Origin of the sequence: Aerococcus loyolae, assembly GCF_002871915.2 — a bacterium.
GTDB classification, from domain to species: Bacteria; Bacillota; Bacilli; order Lactobacillales; family Aerococcaceae; genus Aerococcus; species Aerococcus loyolae.
This window is the reverse complement of sequence record NZ_CP126958.1, coordinates 324,545-342,429: the sequence shown is the minus strand read 5'-3', so window position 1 is coordinate 342,429 and position 17,885 is coordinate 324,545. Positions and strand designations below refer to the sequence as shown.

General features: G+C 47.4%; 20 protein-coding genes. 1 reads left to right on the top strand and 19 read right to left on the bottom strand.

The genetic code is table 11. From position 1 onward, the window contains the following. Positions 1-27: 27 nt before the first annotated feature. Positions 28-1,446 carry a leucyl aminopeptidase gene (locus CJ190_RS01520; RefSeq protein ID WP_064292654.1) on the bottom strand — a complete coding sequence of 473 codons (1,419 nt, stop codon included), beginning with the start codon at positions 1,444-1,446 and terminating at the stop codon, positions 28-30. 194 nt (positions 1,447-1,640) lie between these two features. On the opposite strand from CJ190_RS01520, the gene CJ190_RS01515 reads away from it, so the two are divergent. After that, positions 1,641-2,417, top strand: coding sequence for an alpha/beta hydrolase (locus tag CJ190_RS01515; protein ID WP_064292655.1), 777 nt, complete (start codon positions 1,641-1,643; stop codon positions 2,415-2,417). A 69-nt stretch (positions 2,418-2,486) separates the two neighbouring features. On the opposite strand, the gene CJ190_RS01510 is transcribed toward CJ190_RS01515, so the two are convergent. The 18 genes from CJ190_RS01510 to CJ190_RS01425 are packed head-to-tail and all read right to left on the bottom strand — an operon-like array spanning position 2,487 to position 17,721. Next, complete coding sequence (locus CJ190_RS01510) at positions 2,487-3,254, bottom strand: uroporphyrinogen-III synthase (RefSeq protein ID WP_064292656.1); 768 nt, start codon at positions 3,252-3,254, stop codon at positions 2,487-2,489. Next, positions 3,247-4,245, bottom strand: coding sequence for a hydroxymethylbilane synthase (gene hemC / locus CJ190_RS01505; RefSeq protein WP_064292657.1), 999 nt, complete (start codon positions 4,243-4,245; stop codon positions 3,247-3,249). Before hemC ends, CJ190_RS01510 begins: the two co-directional genes overlap by 8 nt. Then, entirely contained in the window at positions 4,242-4,700 is a 459-nt protein-coding gene (locus CJ190_RS01500) for a precorrin-2 dehydrogenase/sirohydrochlorin ferrochelatase family protein (RefSeq protein ID WP_064292658.1), read from the bottom strand. Before CJ190_RS01500 ends, hemC begins: the two co-directional genes overlap by 4 nt. A gap of 12 nt (positions 4,701-4,712) precedes the next feature. Next, positions 4,713-5,300, bottom strand: a complete 588-nt coding sequence (locus CJ190_RS01495) for a cob(I)yrinic acid a,c-diamide adenosyltransferase (protein WP_064292659.1) — start codon at positions 5,298-5,300, stop codon at positions 4,713-4,715. A gap of 1 nt (position 5,301) precedes the next feature. Beyond that, positions 5,302-6,810 carry a cobyric acid synthase gene (locus CJ190_RS01490; RefSeq protein ID WP_070598005.1) on the bottom strand — a complete coding sequence of 503 codons (1,509 nt, stop codon included), beginning with the start codon at positions 6,808-6,810 and terminating at the stop codon, positions 5,302-5,304. A gap of 4 nt (positions 6,811-6,814) precedes the next feature. Beyond that, complete coding sequence (cobI, locus tag CJ190_RS01485) at positions 6,815-7,522, bottom strand: precorrin-2 C(20)-methyltransferase (RefSeq protein ID WP_070598006.1); 708 nt, start codon at positions 7,520-7,522, stop codon at positions 6,815-6,817. Beyond that, a complete protein-coding gene (locus tag CJ190_RS01480) occupies positions 7,512-8,297 on the bottom strand; it encodes a sirohydrochlorin cobaltochelatase (protein WP_064292662.1) in 786 nt (261 codons plus the stop codon). The genes cobI and CJ190_RS01480 overlap by 11 nt, the downstream gene beginning before the upstream one ends. Before the next feature lie 11 nt (positions 8,298-8,308). After that, positions 8,309-9,319: a uroporphyrinogen-III C-methyltransferase gene (gene cobA / locus CJ190_RS01475; protein ID WP_064292663.1), complete on the bottom strand. Its 1,011-nt coding sequence runs from the start codon at positions 9,317-9,319 to the stop codon at positions 8,309-8,311. After that, on the bottom strand, positions 9,312-10,139 hold the full coding sequence (gene cobK, locus CJ190_RS01470; protein ID WP_064292664.1) for a precorrin-6A reductase: 828 nt from the start codon (positions 10,137-10,139) through the stop codon (positions 9,312-9,314). The genes cobA and cobK overlap by 8 nt, the downstream gene beginning before the upstream one ends. A 42-nt stretch (positions 10,140-10,181) precedes the next feature. After that, positions 10,182-10,922: a precorrin-3B C(17)-methyltransferase gene (gene cobJ / locus CJ190_RS01465; protein ID WP_064292665.1), complete on the bottom strand. Its 741-nt coding sequence runs from the start codon at positions 10,920-10,922 to the stop codon at positions 10,182-10,184. A gap of 5 nt (positions 10,923-10,927) precedes the next feature. Further along, entirely contained in the window at positions 10,928-12,100 is a 1,173-nt protein-coding gene (locus CJ190_RS01460) for a cobalt-precorrin 5A hydrolase (RefSeq protein WP_064292666.1), read from the bottom strand. Next, on the bottom strand, positions 12,084-12,836 hold the full coding sequence (locus CJ190_RS01455) for a cobalt-precorrin-4 methyltransferase (protein WP_064292667.1): 753 nt from the start codon (positions 12,834-12,836) through the stop codon (positions 12,084-12,086). The genes CJ190_RS01460 and CJ190_RS01455 overlap by 17 nt, the downstream gene beginning before the upstream one ends. A gap of 33 nt (positions 12,837-12,869) precedes the next feature. Further along, on the bottom strand, positions 12,870-13,424 hold the full coding sequence (locus CJ190_RS01450; protein WP_064292668.1) for a decarboxylating cobalt-precorrin-6B (C(15))-methyltransferase: 555 nt from the start codon (positions 13,422-13,424) through the stop codon (positions 12,870-12,872). Beyond that, positions 13,414-14,040: a precorrin-6y C5,15-methyltransferase (decarboxylating) subunit CbiE gene (gene cbiE / locus CJ190_RS01445; RefSeq protein ID WP_064292669.1), complete on the bottom strand. Its 627-nt coding sequence runs from the start codon at positions 14,038-14,040 to the stop codon at positions 13,414-13,416. The genes CJ190_RS01450 and cbiE overlap by 11 nt, the downstream gene beginning before the upstream one ends. Beyond that, positions 14,037-15,164: a cobalt-precorrin-5B (C(1))-methyltransferase CbiD gene (cbiD, locus tag CJ190_RS01440; protein WP_064292670.1), complete on the bottom strand. Its 1,128-nt coding sequence runs from the start codon at positions 15,162-15,164 to the stop codon at positions 14,037-14,039. Before cbiD ends, cbiE begins: the two co-directional genes overlap by 4 nt. A gap of 45 nt (positions 15,165-15,209) precedes the next feature. Further along, complete coding sequence (locus CJ190_RS01435; RefSeq protein WP_064292671.1) at positions 15,210-15,863, bottom strand: cobalt-precorrin-8 methylmutase; 654 nt, start codon at positions 15,861-15,863, stop codon at positions 15,210-15,212. 2 nt (positions 15,864-15,865) lie between these two features. Continuing rightward, complete coding sequence (locus tag CJ190_RS01430; RefSeq protein ID WP_064292672.1) at positions 15,866-17,254, bottom strand: cobyrinate a,c-diamide synthase; 1,389 nt, start codon at positions 17,252-17,254, stop codon at positions 15,866-15,868. Next, entirely contained in the window at positions 17,254-17,721 is a 468-nt protein-coding gene (locus tag CJ190_RS01425; protein ID WP_064292673.1) for a flavodoxin domain-containing protein, read from the bottom strand. The genes CJ190_RS01430 and CJ190_RS01425 overlap by 1 nt, the downstream gene beginning before the upstream one ends. Between the last annotated feature and the right edge of the window lie 164 nt (positions 17,722-17,885).

Below are 17,885 nucleotides of genomic sequence, written 5' to 3'. Positions count from 1 at the left end.
TTTCCTTACTAGCAAAAATAGAGACAGCTACTTGGATTCAGCTTGTCCTTTCACAAATTGGTATAAGGTTTTGACTGGCACACCGGTTGCTCCTTGAGGGAGGTAGCGGTAGGCTTTTTCTCCGAAGGCAGGGCCAGCAATATCCAAGTGAACCCATGGCTTACCTTCCACAAAGTGTTCTAAGAAGACCCCTGCAGTGATGGTTCCCCCATTGCGTCCGGTAGAGTTTCTTAAGTCGGCATTGGTGCCCTTAACGGCTTCCCGTAATTCTTCTGGTGCTGGTAGTTGCCAAATGGGCTCCCCAACATTTTCAGCAGCTTGGTCTACTGCTTGGAAGAGCTCAGGATCATTGGTCATGGCCCCAGCTGTCCGTTCACCAAGAGCAACTAAGCAAGCCCCCGTTAAGGTCGCTAGGTCAATCACGCACTCACTATTCACTTTAGCAGCCGCATAGTAAATCGAATCTGCCAAGGTCACCCGACCCTCAGCGTCAGTATTCAAGACCTCAATCGTCGTTCCCTTCATGGAACCAATAATATCCCCATTTTTATAGGAGCTGGCAGAGACCAAGTTTTCGGTGATGGCAGCCACACCTACAACGTTTTTATTGACCTTGTTTTTAGCTAAGGCGTAAATACTGCCAATCACGGCTGCTGCCCCAGCCATGTCGTCCTTCATGTCGATCATGGAGTTGGCTGGTTTTAAGGCGTAGCCACCGGAGTCATAGGTAATCCCCTTGCCAACTAAGGCGATGGCCTTTTCTTCGGGGCCTTGAGGGAGATAATTCATCACTAAGAAGCGAGGTTCATTGACCGAACCAGCATTAACTGCTAGGAGGGCTTCCATGCCCAAGTCTTCGATTTGCTGTTTATCGAAGATTTCCACTTCTACCCCAAGCCCAGTTAACAAGTCCTTGGCTTGGTCGGCTAGTTGAGCGGGGCTGAGATGATTAGAAGGAGTATTGACTAAATCGCGCGTCGCATTAACTCCTTCCACTAAATGAGTCACTTCCTCAACCACTTGGTCAAGGTCAGCGACTTTTTTAGGCAGGTTAATCTTGGCTAGGGAATTTGTAGCTTTATCACTGAGGTAACGGTCAAAACGATAGTCGCTTTGTAGGAAACCTTCAATAACCCCTTCCAGGGCGGCACGGCCCGTAGCCGCAAAGGAAACATTGGCTGCTTCAACCTTAGCCGCCTTTAATTCTTTAGCTGCCAAGAAAGCCGCAAGCACATAGCTATCGCGTTGAGGCTTTTCACCGAGGCCGACTAAAACTAAGTTTTGGCTATTAGGACCTAGAGAACGGTAGACTTGCTTGGCTTGGCCCTTAAAGTCCAGTTGGCCTTTTAAATAGTCTTGGGTGGCCTGGTCGACCATGCTTAAGTCTTGACCAGCCTCCACTAAGTAAACATGATTGGTAAAATTTTCATTGCTGACAAATTTCATCACTCATCCTCCAATTCTTCATTACTTCTGTCAATGCTTTCATTATACCAAGTTTACTTATTTTAGCTAGGTTTAGCGGTTAATTTAGAGAAATCAATCAAAAAGATTTTACTTAAAGCCCCCTACCGGATCAATCGCCTTTACTTGGTCTTTTAGTTATAATGATAATAATAAAATATTCAGGAGGTATTCCCATGACTCTTTTACAGACCACGCTTTACTCAGATAGTTTGCGCATGGATGTCCATGTCAATATCATTTTTCCCCAAAACTGTGCCCGGACTCCAGAAGAGAAACGCCAAAGTTTAAAACCCCCTTACCGGGTGCTCTATCTCTTACACGGCCTATCCAGTAATGAGGATGGTTGGCTCCGCTTCACTTCCCTAGAACGCTATGCCCGTGACCTGGACTTGGTCATTGTCCTACCTACTACCCACCGCGGCTGGTACATTAACAATGCCATTGGTTACCCCTATAGCAATTTCATTAGTGTCGAACTGCCCGAAATCATCCAAACCATGCTCCCGGTGTCAACTAAGCGAGAAGATACCTATATCGCTGGTGCTTCCATGGGCGGCTTTGGGGCTTTAAAGGCAGCCTTCACCTATCCGGAAAAATATGGGTATGTGGCTAGCCTATCGGGAGTCACCGACCTGGTCAATGTCTTTGCCCAAGGCCCTGATCCTGAGTCTCCTTTCGAACATCAAATGCTCTTTGACGAGGAATCTCCCGCCAAAACTGACAATGACATTTATTACTTAGTCCAACAAGCCATTGACAATAAGATCGACCTACCTAAAGTGTATTTGACCTGTGGGACTGAAGATGACTTAATCGAGCAAAACCGCCACTTCAAAGACCGCTTTGGCGATGCCTTAGAGCTCTCCTACCATGAAAAGCCTGGCGAACACGGTTGGGACTACTGGGACCCAGAAATTAAAAAGGTACTTGACTGGTTACCTACTATTTAAAACTAGCTACTTAACATATTGAAAAACAGCCTAGCTTAAGAGGAAAATTTCCTTAAGCTAGGCTGTTTTTTATATCTTATATTTAATCAGACTGTCTACCAAACCAGCAAAATTCGACTGGTCAGCTTCGTAGCAGGGTTTAACTTGGGAGCTACTTTTGAGAATGGCTTGACTGGCTAAGGGGCCAATTGTCCACAATTGAAGGGCGGACCGCTTCTGCTCTAAGACCGGCAAGGACACTAAGTCCACCAAGGCCTGCCAGGCACTGGCGCTCGCGATCGTTATGGCTAGGGGCGCTGCTTGGCTAGCCTGGCTGATGGCGGCTTGAAGTGATGGACGAATGTCCCGGTTAACTTGCTTTCGATAAACGATCCACTCCTGAATACTTATATCAGGCAGGTAAGTTTCCCCTAGAGCCTGGTACTTGCCCTGGCTTTGGGGACTAATGGGGACGATAAGCCGGTCAATCCTAGGCTGGTAGTGGTCCTTGATTTTTTGGAAATGCCTAAAGGCTTCCTGACTAGTCCCCCCTTGGGTCAGGGCTTGACAATCAATGGAGTAGGCCTGGCTAAGAAATCGTCCGGTTTGCTGGCTACTGGAAAAAAAGTAAAGCTGACTTAAAGTATCACTAGATAGTAAATGCTTAAAGGCAGCTTGGCCGGCCATGCGGCTGACAAAGAAAAAAGCATCGCCCGTTCTAAGACTTAAGTCACTCACCTGGTCAAGAGGCTCTAGTTGGATGACCGGCAGCCAGCCCAGCTGGTAGCCTGCTTGCTCTAAGCGAGCTGACTGCTTTTTAGTCAAGGGGCGTGATGCCGTCCAGAGAAGTCTAGTCATTAGGGTCACCTTGATCTAACCATTTTCCTGCTCCTTGGTCCAGGAGATCTTGGTAAACCGCTTGACCTAGGGCTAAGGCTTGGTCTAGGGGGGCTTCTAATTGGCTTCTAACCAAGGCTAAGCCGTCCTGACGACCAATCATAGCGGTTAATTGAATCACTTGGTCCTTCATTTGGCCATAGGCACCTACCGGATAGTTACAATCGGCTCCTAGGGCCTTAAGGACTACCCGCTCACAAGCCACTGCCTGGTGGGTCTCAGGGTCATCAATGGCTTGGAGGACTTGTCTAGTTTTCTGATCATCACTCAGGCATTGGACTGCCAAGGCGCCTTGGCCAACTGCAGGAATCATTTCTTCCAGGCTAAAAGCATGGGCCTGGAGCTCATAATTGTTGAGAATATGAGCGTCACGATTGGCTTCTTTTTGGTTAAAGCGCATGGAGTCAAAGGGATAATCAAGGAGCTGCAAGCGTTTAAGGCCTGCCGTGGCGAGGACCAGGGCCTGGAAGTCGCCACGAGCGAGTTTATCCAAACGACTATCAATATTCCCGCGGACATGGACAATCTCCAAATCCGGTCTTAAAGCGTGCAGTTGGGCTAAGCGACGTAAACTCCCAGTCCCTACCCTAGCGCCATCAGGCAAGTCGCGCCAGTCCATTCCTTTAGCAGTCAGAATCACATCTCCAGGGTCTTGGCGTTTAGGAATAGCGGCCAAAACTGTCCCTTGGGCTAATTGGCTAGGAACATCTTTTAGACTATGGACAATAAAATCGACCTGACCTTGGACTAGGGCCTGCTCAATCCATCGAACAAAGACCCCCTTACCCCCAATTTTAGAGAGAGGGGAGGACTTATCCTTGTCCCCCTTGGTGGATAATTTGACTAATTGAAATTCATCCTGCGGGTAAACTGCCTCCAAAGCCCTGACAACCTCTAAACTTTGTTGCATGGCTAGTCGGCTGCTTCGCGTTCCAATACGATAAGTGGTCAAATCCAATTCTCCTTGTCTTTTAGATAAGATGCGATACTTTCTCCCAGAGCCTTAGCTCCAGCGGGTGACTGCCCTTGACTGGAAATAGCAATCAAGTAGCCCTCATAATTAATGGTTTTCATATTAAAGAAGTTTGACGCTCGCTTGTCTCCAGTCTGGTTGATCAATTGCCCTGACCCAAGATCTTCCGCAATCGCCTGGTTGACCTCTTTTTTATCCGTACAAGCAAAAACCATCTGGTAACCATGTAAGTCCAGAGAGCCCTGGTAGGAGTGCTTTAGCCAGATCACTTGCCTTTCCCTGGCCCAGTCAGCAATCCGCTCAGTCACTCGAGGAGCCAAGACCGTAATCCGCCCCGCTTCCTTTATAAGTCCCTGTAATTTTCGCTCAGCGATCCTCCCACCACCAATGATGAGAACTGACCAGTGACTGATATCTAACATGACTGGATACATGGTTAAGCTCCTTTATGACTCTTTTCTTTCTGGACTAGCTTGGGAGAAAATATTCCGACTATTTTTATAGGCAACCTCCCTGTAATTCTCATAATGGTTTAAAGCTCGGGCCAAGCTAAAGAAATAGTCCGATAAACGGTTAATATAGGGCAAAACTTGGGGATTATAATCCTGGCTTACTTGGCTAAATTGCACCAGCTGGCGTTCTAGGGTCCGGGTTTGCGTTCTTAGCATATGACAAAAGCTAGCAGCCTGAGTGCCCCGGGGGAGGACAAACTTTTTAATTCTGGGGGTTGCTTCAGTATAGTCATCAATCCAAGCTTCTAACTTGTCTGCTAGACCATTTTTTACCTTATAGGGACGTTCTTGGTCTAGGGTAGCATAATCACTCCCGCAATCAAATAAATCTTGCTGGATTTCCAGGAGTTGGCTGTGGACCTGGTCATATTTGGGATTGACCAAGGCGGCCAGGTAGCCCACACTGGCATTTAACTGGTCAATCGCTCCATAAGTCCCTACCCGCTCGGAAGCTTTTGAAACACTGTGGCCTCCGTACAGTCGGGTCATGCCCTGGTCACCAGTTCGAGTATAAATTGCCATCTTATTCTTCTCCTTCAATAATTCGGTCTAAGGCTTCCTTATCAATATGGTTAAGAACATGTTGGGCGAGTTCCTGAAATTGTTCTTCCATCACTGCTGCATAATTTTGGGGCAGCTGGCCTTGGAGTTTAACGTCTTTTTTCTCAGCTAGGGCCTGTAAATAAGCATAGGTCCAAGCAGTATTATCAAATAAGCCATGTAAGTTACTTGCAATTAAACGGCCCCCTTCTAAGCAATAACCTTCATTCCCCGAAAAGCTTGTCCCGTTGCGTTTAACTACCCGGGCAAAGGGGCTTAAGTAGTCCTGACTTTGGATAGTATAAGTCCGGACTTCATAAGCAGCTAAGGGGTAACCCTCTTCCTCGCCAGCTTCATGTGGCGGATAAGTCGTTTGACATTGGCTTTGGTAGACATTATGCGCCCCGGTTAAGATCGACCGGTAAGGGAAAATATCCAGGCCGGGATAGCTATTACCGGCTTCATCGTTTAAAGTTTGACCCAAGAGGGTTTGGCCTGCCCCTAAGGCAATCAGGTGACTGCCCTTAGATACTGCTGCTTGAATAGCTCTTGCCAAACCCCGGTCTTCTAAGTCTTTTAGGGCTCTTGGAGGATTGGCAGTTCCTGGAATAATGATCAGGTCCGGTTGGCCGACTTGCTTAGCCTGCTTAGCATAACGCAAAGAGACATCTTCAAAAAGCGATAAGCTATTCAAATCAGTGAAGTTAGCAATCCATTCCAGGGTAATCACACAGACATCAAGGGCCTTAGAGGCGTCGTAGTTGGTCTGTTCCATATGTAAGTCACAGGAATCTTCACTTTCAATCACATGGGGTAAGTAGGGAACTACCCCAATCACCTTTACCCCAGTCAAGTCTTCAATTTGCTCAATGCCCGGATCGAGCAAGGAGACGTCGCCCCGGAATTTATTAATAATAATGCCTTTAATCCGCTTGCCCTGGTCTTTTAATAAAGCGATGGTTCCGTAAATCGATGCAAAGACTCCGCCCCGGTCAATATCAGCCACTAAAATAACTGGGCTATCAGCAATTTCTGCCATGCCCATATTCACAATATCATGGTCATTGAGGTTGATCTCAGCGGGACTCCCAGCCCCTTCTAAAACGATCAAGTCATTTTCCGAATCTAATTGGGTCATAACCTCTTTTAGCATGGGTTTTAATTGGGGCTTTAATTCGTGATAGTCACGTGCATTGAGGTCCCCGTAAACCTGCCCTTTAATAATAATCTGTGATTGGGCATCTTGGCTAGGCTTCATCAAAATCGGATTCATCAAGACGTCAGGTTCCCGGCGGCAGGCATTGGCTTGCACCACCTGGGCCCGGGCCATTTCTGCCCCGCTTTTAGTAATATAAGAATTTAGGGCCATATTTTGCGATTTAAAGGGAAAGACCCGCAGTCCTTCATTAGTATAGATCCGGCCAATGGCTGCTGCCATAAGGCTCTTACCGACATCAGAAGCGGTCCCTTGGATCATTATATGTTTAGCCATGAAATTAGGCCTCCTTTGACTTACGGACGATCATGGTCGAAAAGTAAGAAATCTTCTCATCACCTTGCCAGTCACTCAAGTCCCGGTAGACCGTCTCCGCCTCCATAGTGGCCTGGCTAATAATTTGAGCCTGGTCGCGGAGATTTTCTTCATCGAGGAGGGCGAGGATTTTTTTGAGATGACGTTTGATTTTCATAATAACGATGGTGTCAGCATTTTTTAGACTCAGACGGATGAGGTCAGTAGACGTTGTCGCTGGTAGGACGGTAAAACTTTCTTCATCAATCACCAGAGGAACTTGGAGAGCAGCTGCCATAGCTTGGTAAGAGGTTATCCCCGCCACCAGCTCCACAGGGTAATCCTGGCGCAAGCGTTCTTCCAGGTAGGTAAAGGTGGAATAAGTTGATGGATCCCCCAGGGTTAAGAAGGCAATGGACTTGCCTTGGTCAAGGTCCTGGGCCATGGCTTGGGCCACTTGGTCCCATTGCTTGGTCTTCACTGCCCGGTCCTTAGTCATGGGAAAGTGATAGGTCTTTACCGGGGTGTGGCTAGGGATATAAGGCTCAGCAATGGAAAAGGCCAAGCTGGCTTGACCTTTTTTCCCGGTAGGCACATAGATAATATCGACGGCCTTAAGCTTTTCAATGGCATTTAGGGTCAAATAACCCTTATCTCCAGGTCCAACACCGATTCCATATAATTTAGCCGGCATGGTCGTCCTCCATCAATTCGCCTAAGTGTTTGAGATAGAGTTGACGAATAGCTGGGTCTTCTCCCAAACCTTCCAAGTGAATTTTGACATGGAAGCCATAATTTTCAAATTGGGTTTGCCAAGAATCAGGATCCTCGGAAGCCATATCATTATGGGCATGGTCGCCAGCCACCAGCATGAGAGGACGCAAGTGGACGGTTTTGACGCCTTTTTGCCGTAAGTCTTTGATAAAGTCTTCCTCCAATTCAGGATAACTTTCCACACAGCGGACATAAGCCGGCTTATCGGCTAGCATATAATCGAGGGTCACATAGCTAGTAAATTGGGGCGCTTGGGTCCCATGGGCCATATAAACCATGACCTCATCATGGGAGAGATCTTGGATGTCTTGGTCCAAAACTGAGAGCAGGTCTTGGTAGTCTGGATAGATATCTAAGAGGGGACGGGCAATCTTCACTTGGAAGTCTTGGTCAGTGGTTTCTCTTTGTGCTTGGTAAATTTTATCAACCTCACTCCCAGAAATCACATGGAGGGGTTGGACATAGACTTTCTGGTAGCCCTCAGCTTTTAAAGACTCTAAGGCTTCTAGGGGGGACAGCCGGGTCAAGCCTTCATGTTCCTGGATGCGTTTGCGCACGATGTTTGACGTATAGGCCTGGTAAATGGACCAGTTGGGATAGGCAGACTTAAGCTCTTGATAAATGGTTTCGATGGTTAATTCACGGGTCTTTTTAAAAGTGGTCCCGAAACTTGCTAGTAAAATGGCACTTTTCATATTGAACTCCTTTATTGTTTACTAAAATGATGGATAAAATCATCAACACTGCCATGGAAATGTAGGGTTTCCGCTGCCAAATTTTCTTGCCAAGGATTAAGTAGCTCTTGGCTAATCATAATATCAGCCTGCTTAAGAGCGGTTTTTGCCAGCTCTTGACGGCTACTTTCAGCAGCTGGATCAGGATAAAAGATTAAATCAGCCCCCAAATCTTCCAGGGCCAGGCAATCGGTCAGGGGAGTTTGTACTGACACAGCAATCTGATGTCCAAAAAGAGGGGCTTGACTGAAGAAGTCGAGTTTTTGCTGGTCAATCACTACCTCCCCGAGAACAAAGAGGGCGGGAGCCTTGATCTGGGCAGCTTGACAATCATCAAGCATATGACCTAAGTCAGATACCAAGTAGCGCTCTTGAGCCCTTCCTGCCCACTCAATAGCTGCCATAGGCGTTTTTTCATCCAGACCAGCTCCTATAAGACCCTTAACAATGTCTCCTAGAGCTTTTACCGCCATTAGAAAGACTCTAGTCCCCTGGCTCTTAGCAATGGCTTGATAATCTAAGTCGGTTCGCCCCGCCCGGCTCTGACCGGTATAGATGTGTAGGGAACTTGACTTATCCCGGTAGGTGGCCGGGATACCGGCATAGGCTAAGCCGGCAATAGCTGAAGTGATACCGGGAATGACTGCAAAATCCACACCTGCTTCTGACAGGGCCATGGCCTCTTCCCCACCCCGTCCAAAGAGGTAGGGGTCGCCACTTTTTAAACGGACAATAACTTGGTATTCCTGGCTAGCTTGGATAAGTTGCTGGGTAATCTCTTCCTGAGAATGAGAGTGGTTCCCCGGCTTCTTGCCCACATTAACCAAGAGGCAGGAACTGGGGGCGACTTGCAGTAGATTTTGATTAATGAGGCGGTCATAGAAGATAATATCGGCCTTTTGCAGGCAATCATAGGCCGCTAAGCTGAGATTACCTAAGCGACCTAAGCCGGCACCTACTAAATAAACTTTTCCGCTAGTCATCAAGATTCTCCTTACTGTGGCCATCATCTGCTGACGATTGACCTTCTTTTAATAATTGACGGCTAAGGGAAAGGACCTCATCGATATCATGGGTCATTTCGGGATAAGCCACATAAGGCCGGGTAATTTCAATCACATCCATGCCCCGGTCTAAGGCAGCAGAAACCTTCTCATCCATCCCGCCGGCCTGGCCACTTTCCTTGGTAATCATGATCTGGGCATTGACCTTTTTATAGAGCTCAATATTTAAAGCCTTAGAATAAGGCGGTTTAATGGCGTGGATTTGTCCCGCTGATAGGCCAGCTGCTTCACAATGTTTGACCACGGAAGCGACAGGAAGAACGCGCACAACTAAGCGCTCAGGCCCTAAGACTTGGGTAAAATCGCCTACCGTCTTCGAGCCAGTCGCTAGGTAAATATGATCCTCAACACCATGGCCTTTTTCTTGCCACAGGCTTTCGGCTCTTTGACAAGCTTGAGCTAAAGAAGTCACTTGCTGGATGTGAGGGTCTGCCTTAGACAAGGGACGTTCGAAACGTAAATAAGGAATCCCTACCGCCTGAGCAGCAGCAATGGCATTCTTGGACACCAGATCAGCAAAGGGATGGGTGGCATCAACCACCAGGTCAATGGCATGGTCTTTGAGGTAAGTCTCCATCTCAGCTTGGTCCATCCGACTTTGGATCACTCGATCCTTAAATTTTTTCGAATAAATCTTGCCATAGTTAGTCGCCACTGAAAGGGTCACCTCACAACCCCCTTCAAGTAGGGTCTCCATTATTTTTATGCTATCCGAGGTCCCACCAAATAGAAGTATCATCAGCTCATCCTTTCTCGCTCAGCTTGTCTTAAATGTTCCAGCTTAAATCCCATACTTATCTTCGTAGCCGCGGGGCGTATACATCCAGTTCTTGTAAACCTTAGTAAAGCGGTTGCCCACAATCACTGTGGTCGTCATATCAACGACTTCCTCATCGAGCTCATCAATGGTCGTAATGATGGTTTCTTCCTCTTTACGGCCCACATCCTTAACGATCCCAACGACAATATCGCCGCCCTTATAGGATTTAATAATCTCTAGGGCCTTAGCTAAATGTTTGGGCCGACCTTTAGAACGGGGATTGTACAAACAAATCACAAAATCCCCTTGGGCTGCGGCATGGAGACGTTTTTCAATCATAGCCCATGGTGTCATTAAGTCACTCAGGCTAATAAAGCAAAAGTCATTCATTAGCGGGGCACCGAGGTTGGCTGCTCCAGCAATCCCGGCACTGAGGCCGGGGATAACCTTGACGGGGATATCTTCTTCTTGACTGGCTAATAATTCAAAAATTAAACCAGCCATGGCGTAAATGCCTGAGTCCCCACTGCAGACCACCGCGATATCCTTATCGGTATCTTTAGCTAATTCAATAGCCTTTTGGCAGCGGTCAATCTCCCCTTTCATGCCGGTGGAATAAACTTCCTTACCTTTAATCAAGTCTTCAATTAAGGCAATATAGGTCTTATAACCGACAATAATTTCCACCTGGTCAAGAACTTCAAGACATTCCTTGGTCATTAAGTCCTTGTCACCTGGTCCTAGTCCAACAATATATAACATGTTTATTACTCCTCTTCTTGATAATAAGCCAGGGTGAAAGTTACCCCCTTATGGGCATAGCGTCCACTGACCACATGGCCCTTGGATTCTCGATGGGCAGCTGTCTGTGAGACTGAACTCACGCCGACTGTCTTTTTGACAAAGTCAGAGCCCGGGTAATAACTTTCAAAGGCCAGTAAGTCTTCTTTGGAAAAAGTTTTAAAGTTAAAGTAGTGGTCCTTGGCTAGTTGTAAAATGGCGTCTTCTTCTGCTTTTAGATCAATAGACACCACGGTTTTAATACTTTCCCAGCGTAAGTTTTCCCCTTGAAGGAATTTTTCTAATTCCTCTAAAAGTAAGGGATAAGGGGTATTTTTTCGGCAACCGATTCCTAAAATATAGCGGCGGGGAATCATTTCCACCAGAGGCAGGTCCTTGGGCAGGCTAAGATGATTTTTCTGGCGATTAGTCACCAGCACTAGACCTTGGTAAGCTGCCAAAGTAGTGGGGGCAAGTGAGCTAGTTTTTTCTGCTGGTTCCGATCGCTTCCCTTTGGTCAGGGCCTGATAACCCGGAGGTGAGGGAAAGTTGAATACCGTCTCATTTAAGTAGAGAATGGGTGCCTCTTCGGCAACCAGCAAGTTAAAGCGCCGGGTTTGCTTCTTAAAATCGCTATAGACGGCCCCATAGCTAAAGGCCAAGTCATCGATTCCTATCCGCCCTTGGCTATCGGTTGCTGTGGTTATCACTGCTTGACTAGGAAGGGTTTTAGCTAGCAGACGGGCATAATGGTTAGCTCGACCAAAGTGACCCGCTAAGAGACTAATCACGTGTTGGCCGCCTTCATCGAGGACCAGTACCGCGGGGTCAGTCATCTTATCTTCAATCACTGGCGCTAAGGCCCGGACCACAACCCCAGTAGCCATGATAGCAATCACCAGGTCTGCAGATTGAAAAGCTTCCTGGAGGGCCAGAACTGCCCGACCCTGGCTTTGGCTATATTCATGGTAAGAGGGATCTAAGGGCGCTTGGTCAGTCGTCCTTACATACAGCCTGGATTGGGGAAAGCACTTGGCTTTAATCTTTCGTCCCAAAGCTCTGGCCTTTTGGGTAATAGTAACTATAGCTACCCGCTTATTTTCTTCCCCACGCTGCATCCGTTCTAAAAAGCGGGCATCAACCTTAGTTTCTAAAGCCATGGCTAAAGTCCGTATCGTAGAGCTTGGAATAATAGAATTCTTCCCCTAAGAATTCCCCCACTAAAATCAAAGCAGTAAGCTTTATCCCCGCAGCCTGAGTTTTTTCAGCAATGTCAGCTAGGGTGCCCACCACTTGTTTTTCTTCGGGCCAGGTGGCCTTATAAATCACTGCAGCTGGGGTATCTTTGGTATAACCACCCGCCAACAATTCTTCCACCACGCCCTGGATATTTTGGACTGAGAGGAAGATGGCCATAGAAGTTTGGTGACTGGCTAAGGACCGTAAATTTTCTTTTTCAGGCACTGGGGTCCGCCCCGCCATCCGAGTAATGATCAGACTTTGACTGACCTCGGGAACGGTATATTCAGTACCAATCGCTGCCGCTGCCCCTAGGAAGGAAGAAACTCCGGGAATAACGGCAAAGTCAATTCCCCGTTTCTTTAATTCTTCAATTTGCTCCCGGATCGAACCGTATAGGGAAGCATCTCCCGTATGCAAACGGACCACTTCTTTATCTTGGCCAATGGCTTCTTCAATCAGGGCTAGGATTTCATTGAGGTCTAACTTAGCACTGTCATAGGTTTCTGCTCCACTCTTACAATAGTCGAGCAGGTCCTTGTTGATGAGCGAGCCGGCATAAATGACCCGGTCGGCTTGGGCTAATGCCTTATAGCCCTTTAGGGTAATGAGCTCCACATCGCCGGGACCTGCTCCCACAAAAGTTACTTTAGCCATAATTAACAACCTTTCTCTTTCATTCGCGCTTATTTACTTCTTACAGGAGATAATAGTGGTGGGGTTAAAGGGCTTAAAGTAGTGCCCTGGTCCCATAGTTTTTCGGGTGGCTGCTTGCAGGGTTTGCACTTCAAGGTCTTGCCAAGGGCCCGCTTCAAGGTAAGTAATGGCCTTATGGGCATTTTCCATCAGGATGAAAGTCAATACCAAACGTCCCCCCGAATTCAAGAGATCATAGGCCCAATCAATAATTTCTAGTAGCTTGCCCCCACTGCCTCCAATAAAAATTGCATCAAAATGGCCCAAGTCTTCCCTCATGGGTGCTTCCGCTAAAAAGACCTGATAATTTTTTAGGCCAAAGTGGGCCCGGTTTTCTTTGATTAAGTCCACTGCCGCTTCTTTATGCTCGATAGCATAAACAGCTAAATCAGGATATTCTTGGGCAGCTTGTAGGGAAACACTCCCGGTCCCAGCGCCAATATCCAAAAAGCGTTGGGCTTGGTGTAATTCTAAGAGGTCTAAAGCAACCGCCCGGATGGGAGCCTTGGTCATGGGGACTTTGCCCCGGATAAAACAACTATCTTTCATTTAAAATCACCACCACATTCATCGCATAGTCGCGGTCTTCCACTTGGCTCAAAGGCCGTTTCTCGATCCGCTCATTGTCATAAGATAAGTTCTCACCAATAACCATCTGGCAATTAGTAAGTTCTTCCCCCTCGCTCCCCTTTAAGAGAGCTTGGGCAATTTGATAAGGCCCCCACTTGTCATCGGTCACCATGGCTACCTTAGGAAATTGACTGATCCAAGCGATATTAGGCTCACGCCCATGACTCGAAGTTAAGTAGACATCATTCATGGCCATACCTGTTCGGGAAAAAATATACTGGAGGGAGGAAATGCCAGGATGGATACGGATGGCTTGCTGGGGTAAATTACGGTAAAGATAGTTACCAATCCCATAAAGCATGGGATCCCCCGAAGCGAGAACCGCTACATCTTCACCCTTATCTAGGTGAGCCTTTAAGCGGGGTAAAAGTTCTCCCAACTTGCCTAGTCGATGGGTCTGACCCTTAATATAGTCGGCTAAGGAATCCAACTGCCGCTGGCTTCCGTAAACATGGGACAAGTGCGCTAATAAGTCAACAGCATGGTTGACCAGGTAATCAGTCTGCCCTGGGCCAATACCAATAACATGAATCATCCCCAAATCGCCTCCAATTCCTTCAATGGTTTAGTCATCACGGTTACATCATGGTCACTCAGGAAAGTAATGGCCTCCACATGGATATCTGGAGCCCGGAACTTAAAGAGCTTTAAGACCCTGGCCTTAATTTTATCCACAATGACTTGGTAAACTTGGCCATAACCCGCTGCTAAGATAAGTTCAGCTTGGGCTTCGGTGGTGATGGCCTCATTGACCTCCTGCAATAAGTCGAGGGGCGCTCCCAGTAGAGCCAAGTTAGCCAGCATGATTTCGTTTCTGGCATCGGCATCCTTGGAATGGGTGGAAAAAATTCCTCCCGCAATTTTAATAAACTTGCCCAAGTGGCCCACCAGTAAGATATCGGTAAAACCGATCCGCATGGCTTCTAATAGGACATAGCCCACAAAATTACTCATTTGAACAATATAATCAGGATTCAAGTGGGTATGTTCAGCGATAAAGTCATTGCCATAATTTCCCGGCGTTAAAATTAACTTATCTAGTCCTAGCGCTTTCTTTTGTTGCATTTCTAGGGTGATCGATTCTTTCCAGGTGTCTTCCGACATCGGGCGAACGATGCCCGAAGTACCTAGGATGGATATCCCACCCAGGATACCGAGTTGAGGGTTTTGAGTAGCCTTAGCGGTCTCTTCCCCTCCAGGTACCGAGATAAGAATGTCCACCCCTTGGTCAGGACCCAAGAGTTGACGAGCAGCCTCCTGGATCATTTTTCTAGGCGTGGGGTTAATGGCAGCATTGCCAGGCTCAATTTTTAAGCCAGGTTTGGTCACCCGTCCCACTCCTTGACCACCATCCAGGGTGATCTGATTATCCTGGCGGCGGGTCACGGTGGCATAGATATCCAAGCCATCAGTGGCATCGGCGTCATCGCCGCCATCTTTGACCACCGAACAAGACGCTTGATCTGGACTGAGCTGGCAATGGTCGATTTCTAAGACTAAGTCCACCCCTGCTGGTGTTTTTACCTGAACTTGGTGAACCGGTTTTTGGGTTAGTAACATTTCCACAGCGGCCATGGTCGCTGCGGTGGCACAGGTTCCGGTGGTATAGCCCATCCGGAGGCGCTTGCCGTTATAAGATAAATAACCTGTTTCTTTCATCCCGATTCAGCTCACTTTCCTTGTCTTCTAGCTGACTTGGTCAACTTAATTTTGATAGATGGTATCTTTAATATCATATTGGATGGCATTAATAATGGCTGCTGCCACATTGGATCCGCCCTTGCGCCCTAAGGCAGCAATACTTGGGATGGGATAATCATGGAGGGCTTGCTTGGATTCAGCTGCTCCCACGAAACCGACTGGCACACCCACAACCGCTTCAGCCTGTAAACGTCCCGCGTCAATCATCTCTAGGATTTTATAAATCGCGGTCGGTGCATTGCCCACGACAAAGACTTTGGGGCCCTCAAGCTGTGCTGCTAATTCAATGGCTGCCATAGACCGGGTAATCCCCTTGTCTTCAGCAATTTGATAGGCTCTGGGGTCGCGGATAAAGCAATGGGTCTCTGTGCCTAGCTCCTTTAAAATCCGCTTATTAATTCCCGATTGGGCCATAGTGGTATCAGTAATCAAATGGCCCCCAGAGCGAATCACATCTTGGATCACTTGGGCACCTTGGCGGTCAAAGACTAAGTTGTGTAAATAATCAAAATCCGCTGAGGTGTGAATCGCCCGCTTAATAATACGCTCCTCTAGGTCATTTTGAAATTGGAAGTCAGGAAAATCTCGTTTGATTTCCGCATCAATAATTTCAAATGAGCGGTCAGTGATACGTTCAGGTTTTTTAATATAAGCCATCTCTAGTCCTCCTTAATCCATGAAATCATTTGGTCAACGACTTTGGGGTCCTGGTAAAAGTGTACATGTTGGTAGGCAGCATAGGTCTTATCCTTTTGAAAGCCCCCCTGCCACTCCTTAACCCGCTTACCATCGCGGTCCTTGTATAAGTTTCCAATCGTCCTTTCTGGACTGGTAAAGGTTGAATAATGAAATTCATGCCCCCTCACCTCATCACCAGCTTGGCCGTAAAAGGAATCGCTAGTAAGGGTCATAGTACAGTAGCCGAAGCGGCGTAGGCGGTCCGTCATTTGACTCTGTCCCTCAAAGATCCCCACCATGGGGTAGTCTTCATCATCCTTAATAAAGCGACTTCCTAAGTACATAAGGCCACCACATTCGGCTAAAATGGCCTTACCAGCTTTGTGAGCCTCGCGGAGAGCAGTACGCATGGCTTGGTTTTTAGATAAGCTTTCGGCATAGAGTTCGGGAAAGCCCCCGCCAATATAGTAGAGGTCAGCTTCGGGTAAGTCTTGGTCATGGAGGGGACTAAAGGCTTGGACCTGGCCACCACGTTTTTCTAATAAGGATAAGTTGTCAGGATAGTAAAAGGAAAAGGCCTCATCATAGGCATAGGCCACCTTAAAAGGAGACTCCTGGTCAGCCTTTTCATAGGGGGCCAAACTAGGTTCAATAGCTGCTTGGTCGGCTTTGAGTCGATCTGGATCTAATTGACACAAGCTTAAGAGTTCATCAATAGCAATACTTTCTTCCATGGACTCGGCCACTTGACTGACTTGGTCAACTAAATGGTTATTAGCCTCTTCCAGGGCCAGGCCTAGGTGGCGGGAGGGCAGGGAGAAAGCTTCATTACGAGCCAGATAGCCTAGAACCGGCACCTGGTTATAACGTTCTATAGCATTCTTGATTAATTGATAATGGCTTTCTGAGGCCACCCGATTGACTAAAACACCGATAATATTGAGGTCAGGAATCAGGCTGAGATAGCCCTTAACCATGGCAGCTGCTGAAGTCGACATGGCCCGCCCATCGATCACTAAGAGGATGGGAATAGCCAGAGCCTTAGCAATTCCAGCGCTGGAGGCCTTGAGAGCGTCAGAGCCAAAGCCATCAAAGAGTCCCATAACCCCTTCAACCACGGCAATATCACTGCCCGCTAGGTGACGGGTATAGAGGGCTTTTAAGACCTGGTCATCTGGAACTAAGAATTGGTCCAAATTGATCGAAGGACGCTGGCTAATCTCTTGGTGGAAACGGGTGTCAATATAGTCAGGCCCTACCTTATAGGGTTGGACTTTCAATCCGCGCTTGATCAGGGCTTGGATCAGACCTAAAGTCAAGGTCGTCTTGCCCACATTACTGGTCGCTCCGGCAATCATTAAGGCTCTCATCAGTTATTCTCCTTTGCTAATTGTAAAAAGGCCTGGGCAATAGCGGCTAGGCCGGCAATTTCTTCATCATAGTCAGGATAACCATCAATTTTTACCCCAGGCGCTAGTAAGTGCCCGCCACTTTTTTCAATGATTTCCACAAAATCATCCACGGCCTTGGCATAGATGGGATAGTCACGGTCCCCAGAACCAAATACTGCCAGGGCCTGCTTTAATTTGGGGTTGGCTTGGATCAAATCGGGCAGGTCTTCGTAGAGATCTAATAACTCTTCGGGAATTTCAGCATGGTTGCCATAGGTATAGGACCCAATGGCTAAACCGTCAGCGTCTAAGAGCGCTTCATAGTCATAGGCATCAGCCCCCACTAATTGGGCACTTAAGCCCAGGTCTTCCAAGAAGGAGGCCAGGATAAAGGCAGCGGCTTCGGTATTGCCTCGCAGGCTACTATAAACAATATATATCTTCATCGCCAAGTCCTCCTAACAGAAAAAAACGATTATTCAACAAATCAGGGTTTGCTCAATAATCGTTTTTGAATCTTTTATCGCACGCAAAAATGACAGCCCTTTTTCGCCTTATTTATCAAACCCTGAGACATAAATAAAACTTCCTTTTATTACTGGCATTCTGA

Coding starts and splice junctions, on each gene's coding strand:
- CJ190_RS01520 (WP_064292654.1), bottom strand. CDS start 1,446: ATGAAATTTGTCAGCAATGAAAATTTTACCAATCATGTTTACTTAGTG.
- CJ190_RS01515 (WP_064292655.1), top strand. CDS start 1,641: ATGACTCTTTTACAGACCACGCTTTACTCAGATAGTTTGCGCATGGAT.
- CJ190_RS01510 (WP_064292656.1), bottom strand. CDS start 3,254: ATGACTAGACTTCTCTGGACGGCATCACGCCCCTTGACTAAAAAGCAG.
- CJ190_RS01500 (WP_064292658.1), bottom strand. CDS start 4,700: ATGTATCCAGTCATGTTAGATATCAGTCACTGGTCAGTTCTCATCATT.
- CJ190_RS01495 (WP_064292659.1), bottom strand. CDS start 5,300: ATGGCAATTTATACTCGAACTGGTGACCAGGGCATGACCCGACTGTAC.
- CJ190_RS01490 (WP_070598005.1), bottom strand. CDS start 6,810: ATGGCTAAACATATAATGATCCAAGGGACCGCTTCTGATGTCGGTAAG.
- cobI (WP_070598006.1), bottom strand. CDS start 7,522: ATGCCGGCTAAATTATATGGAATCGGTGTTGGACCTGGAGATAAGGGT.
- CJ190_RS01480 (WP_064292662.1), bottom strand. CDS start 8,297: ATGAAAAGTGCCATTTTACTAGCAAGTTTCGGGACCACTTTTAAAAAG.
- cobA (WP_064292663.1), bottom strand. CDS start 9,319: ATGACTAGCGGAAAAGTTTATTTAGTAGGTGCCGGCTTAGGTCGCTTA.
- cobK (WP_064292664.1), bottom strand. CDS start 10,139: ATGATACTTCTATTTGGTGGGACCTCGGATAGCATAAAAATAATGGAG.
- cobJ (WP_064292665.1), bottom strand. CDS start 10,922: ATGTTATATATTGTTGGACTAGGACCAGGTGACAAGGACTTAATGACC.
- CJ190_RS01460 (WP_064292666.1), bottom strand. CDS start 12,100: ATGGCTTTAGAAACTAAGGTTGATGCCCGCTTTTTAGAACGGATGCAG.
- CJ190_RS01455 (WP_064292667.1), bottom strand. CDS start 12,836: ATGGCTAAAGTAACTTTTGTGGGAGCAGGTCCCGGCGATGTGGAGCTC.
- CJ190_RS01450 (WP_064292668.1), bottom strand. CDS start 13,424: ATGAAAGATAGTTGTTTTATCCGGGGCAAAGTCCCCATGACCAAGGCT.
- cbiE (WP_064292669.1), bottom strand. CDS start 14,040: ATGATTCATGTTATTGGTATTGGCCCAGGGCAGACTGATTACCTGGTC.
- cbiD (WP_064292670.1), bottom strand. CDS start 15,164: ATGAAAGAAACAGGTTATTTATCTTATAACGGCAAGCGCCTCCGGATG.
- CJ190_RS01435 (WP_064292671.1), bottom strand. CDS start 15,863: ATGGCTTATATTAAAAAACCTGAACGTATCACTGACCGCTCATTTGAA.
- CJ190_RS01430 (WP_064292672.1), bottom strand. CDS start 17,254: ATGAGAGCCTTAATGATTGCCGGAGCGACCAGTAATGTGGGCAAGACG.
- CJ190_RS01425 (WP_064292673.1), bottom strand. CDS start 17,721: ATGAAGATATATATTGTTTATAGTAGCCTGCGAGGCAATACCGAAGCC.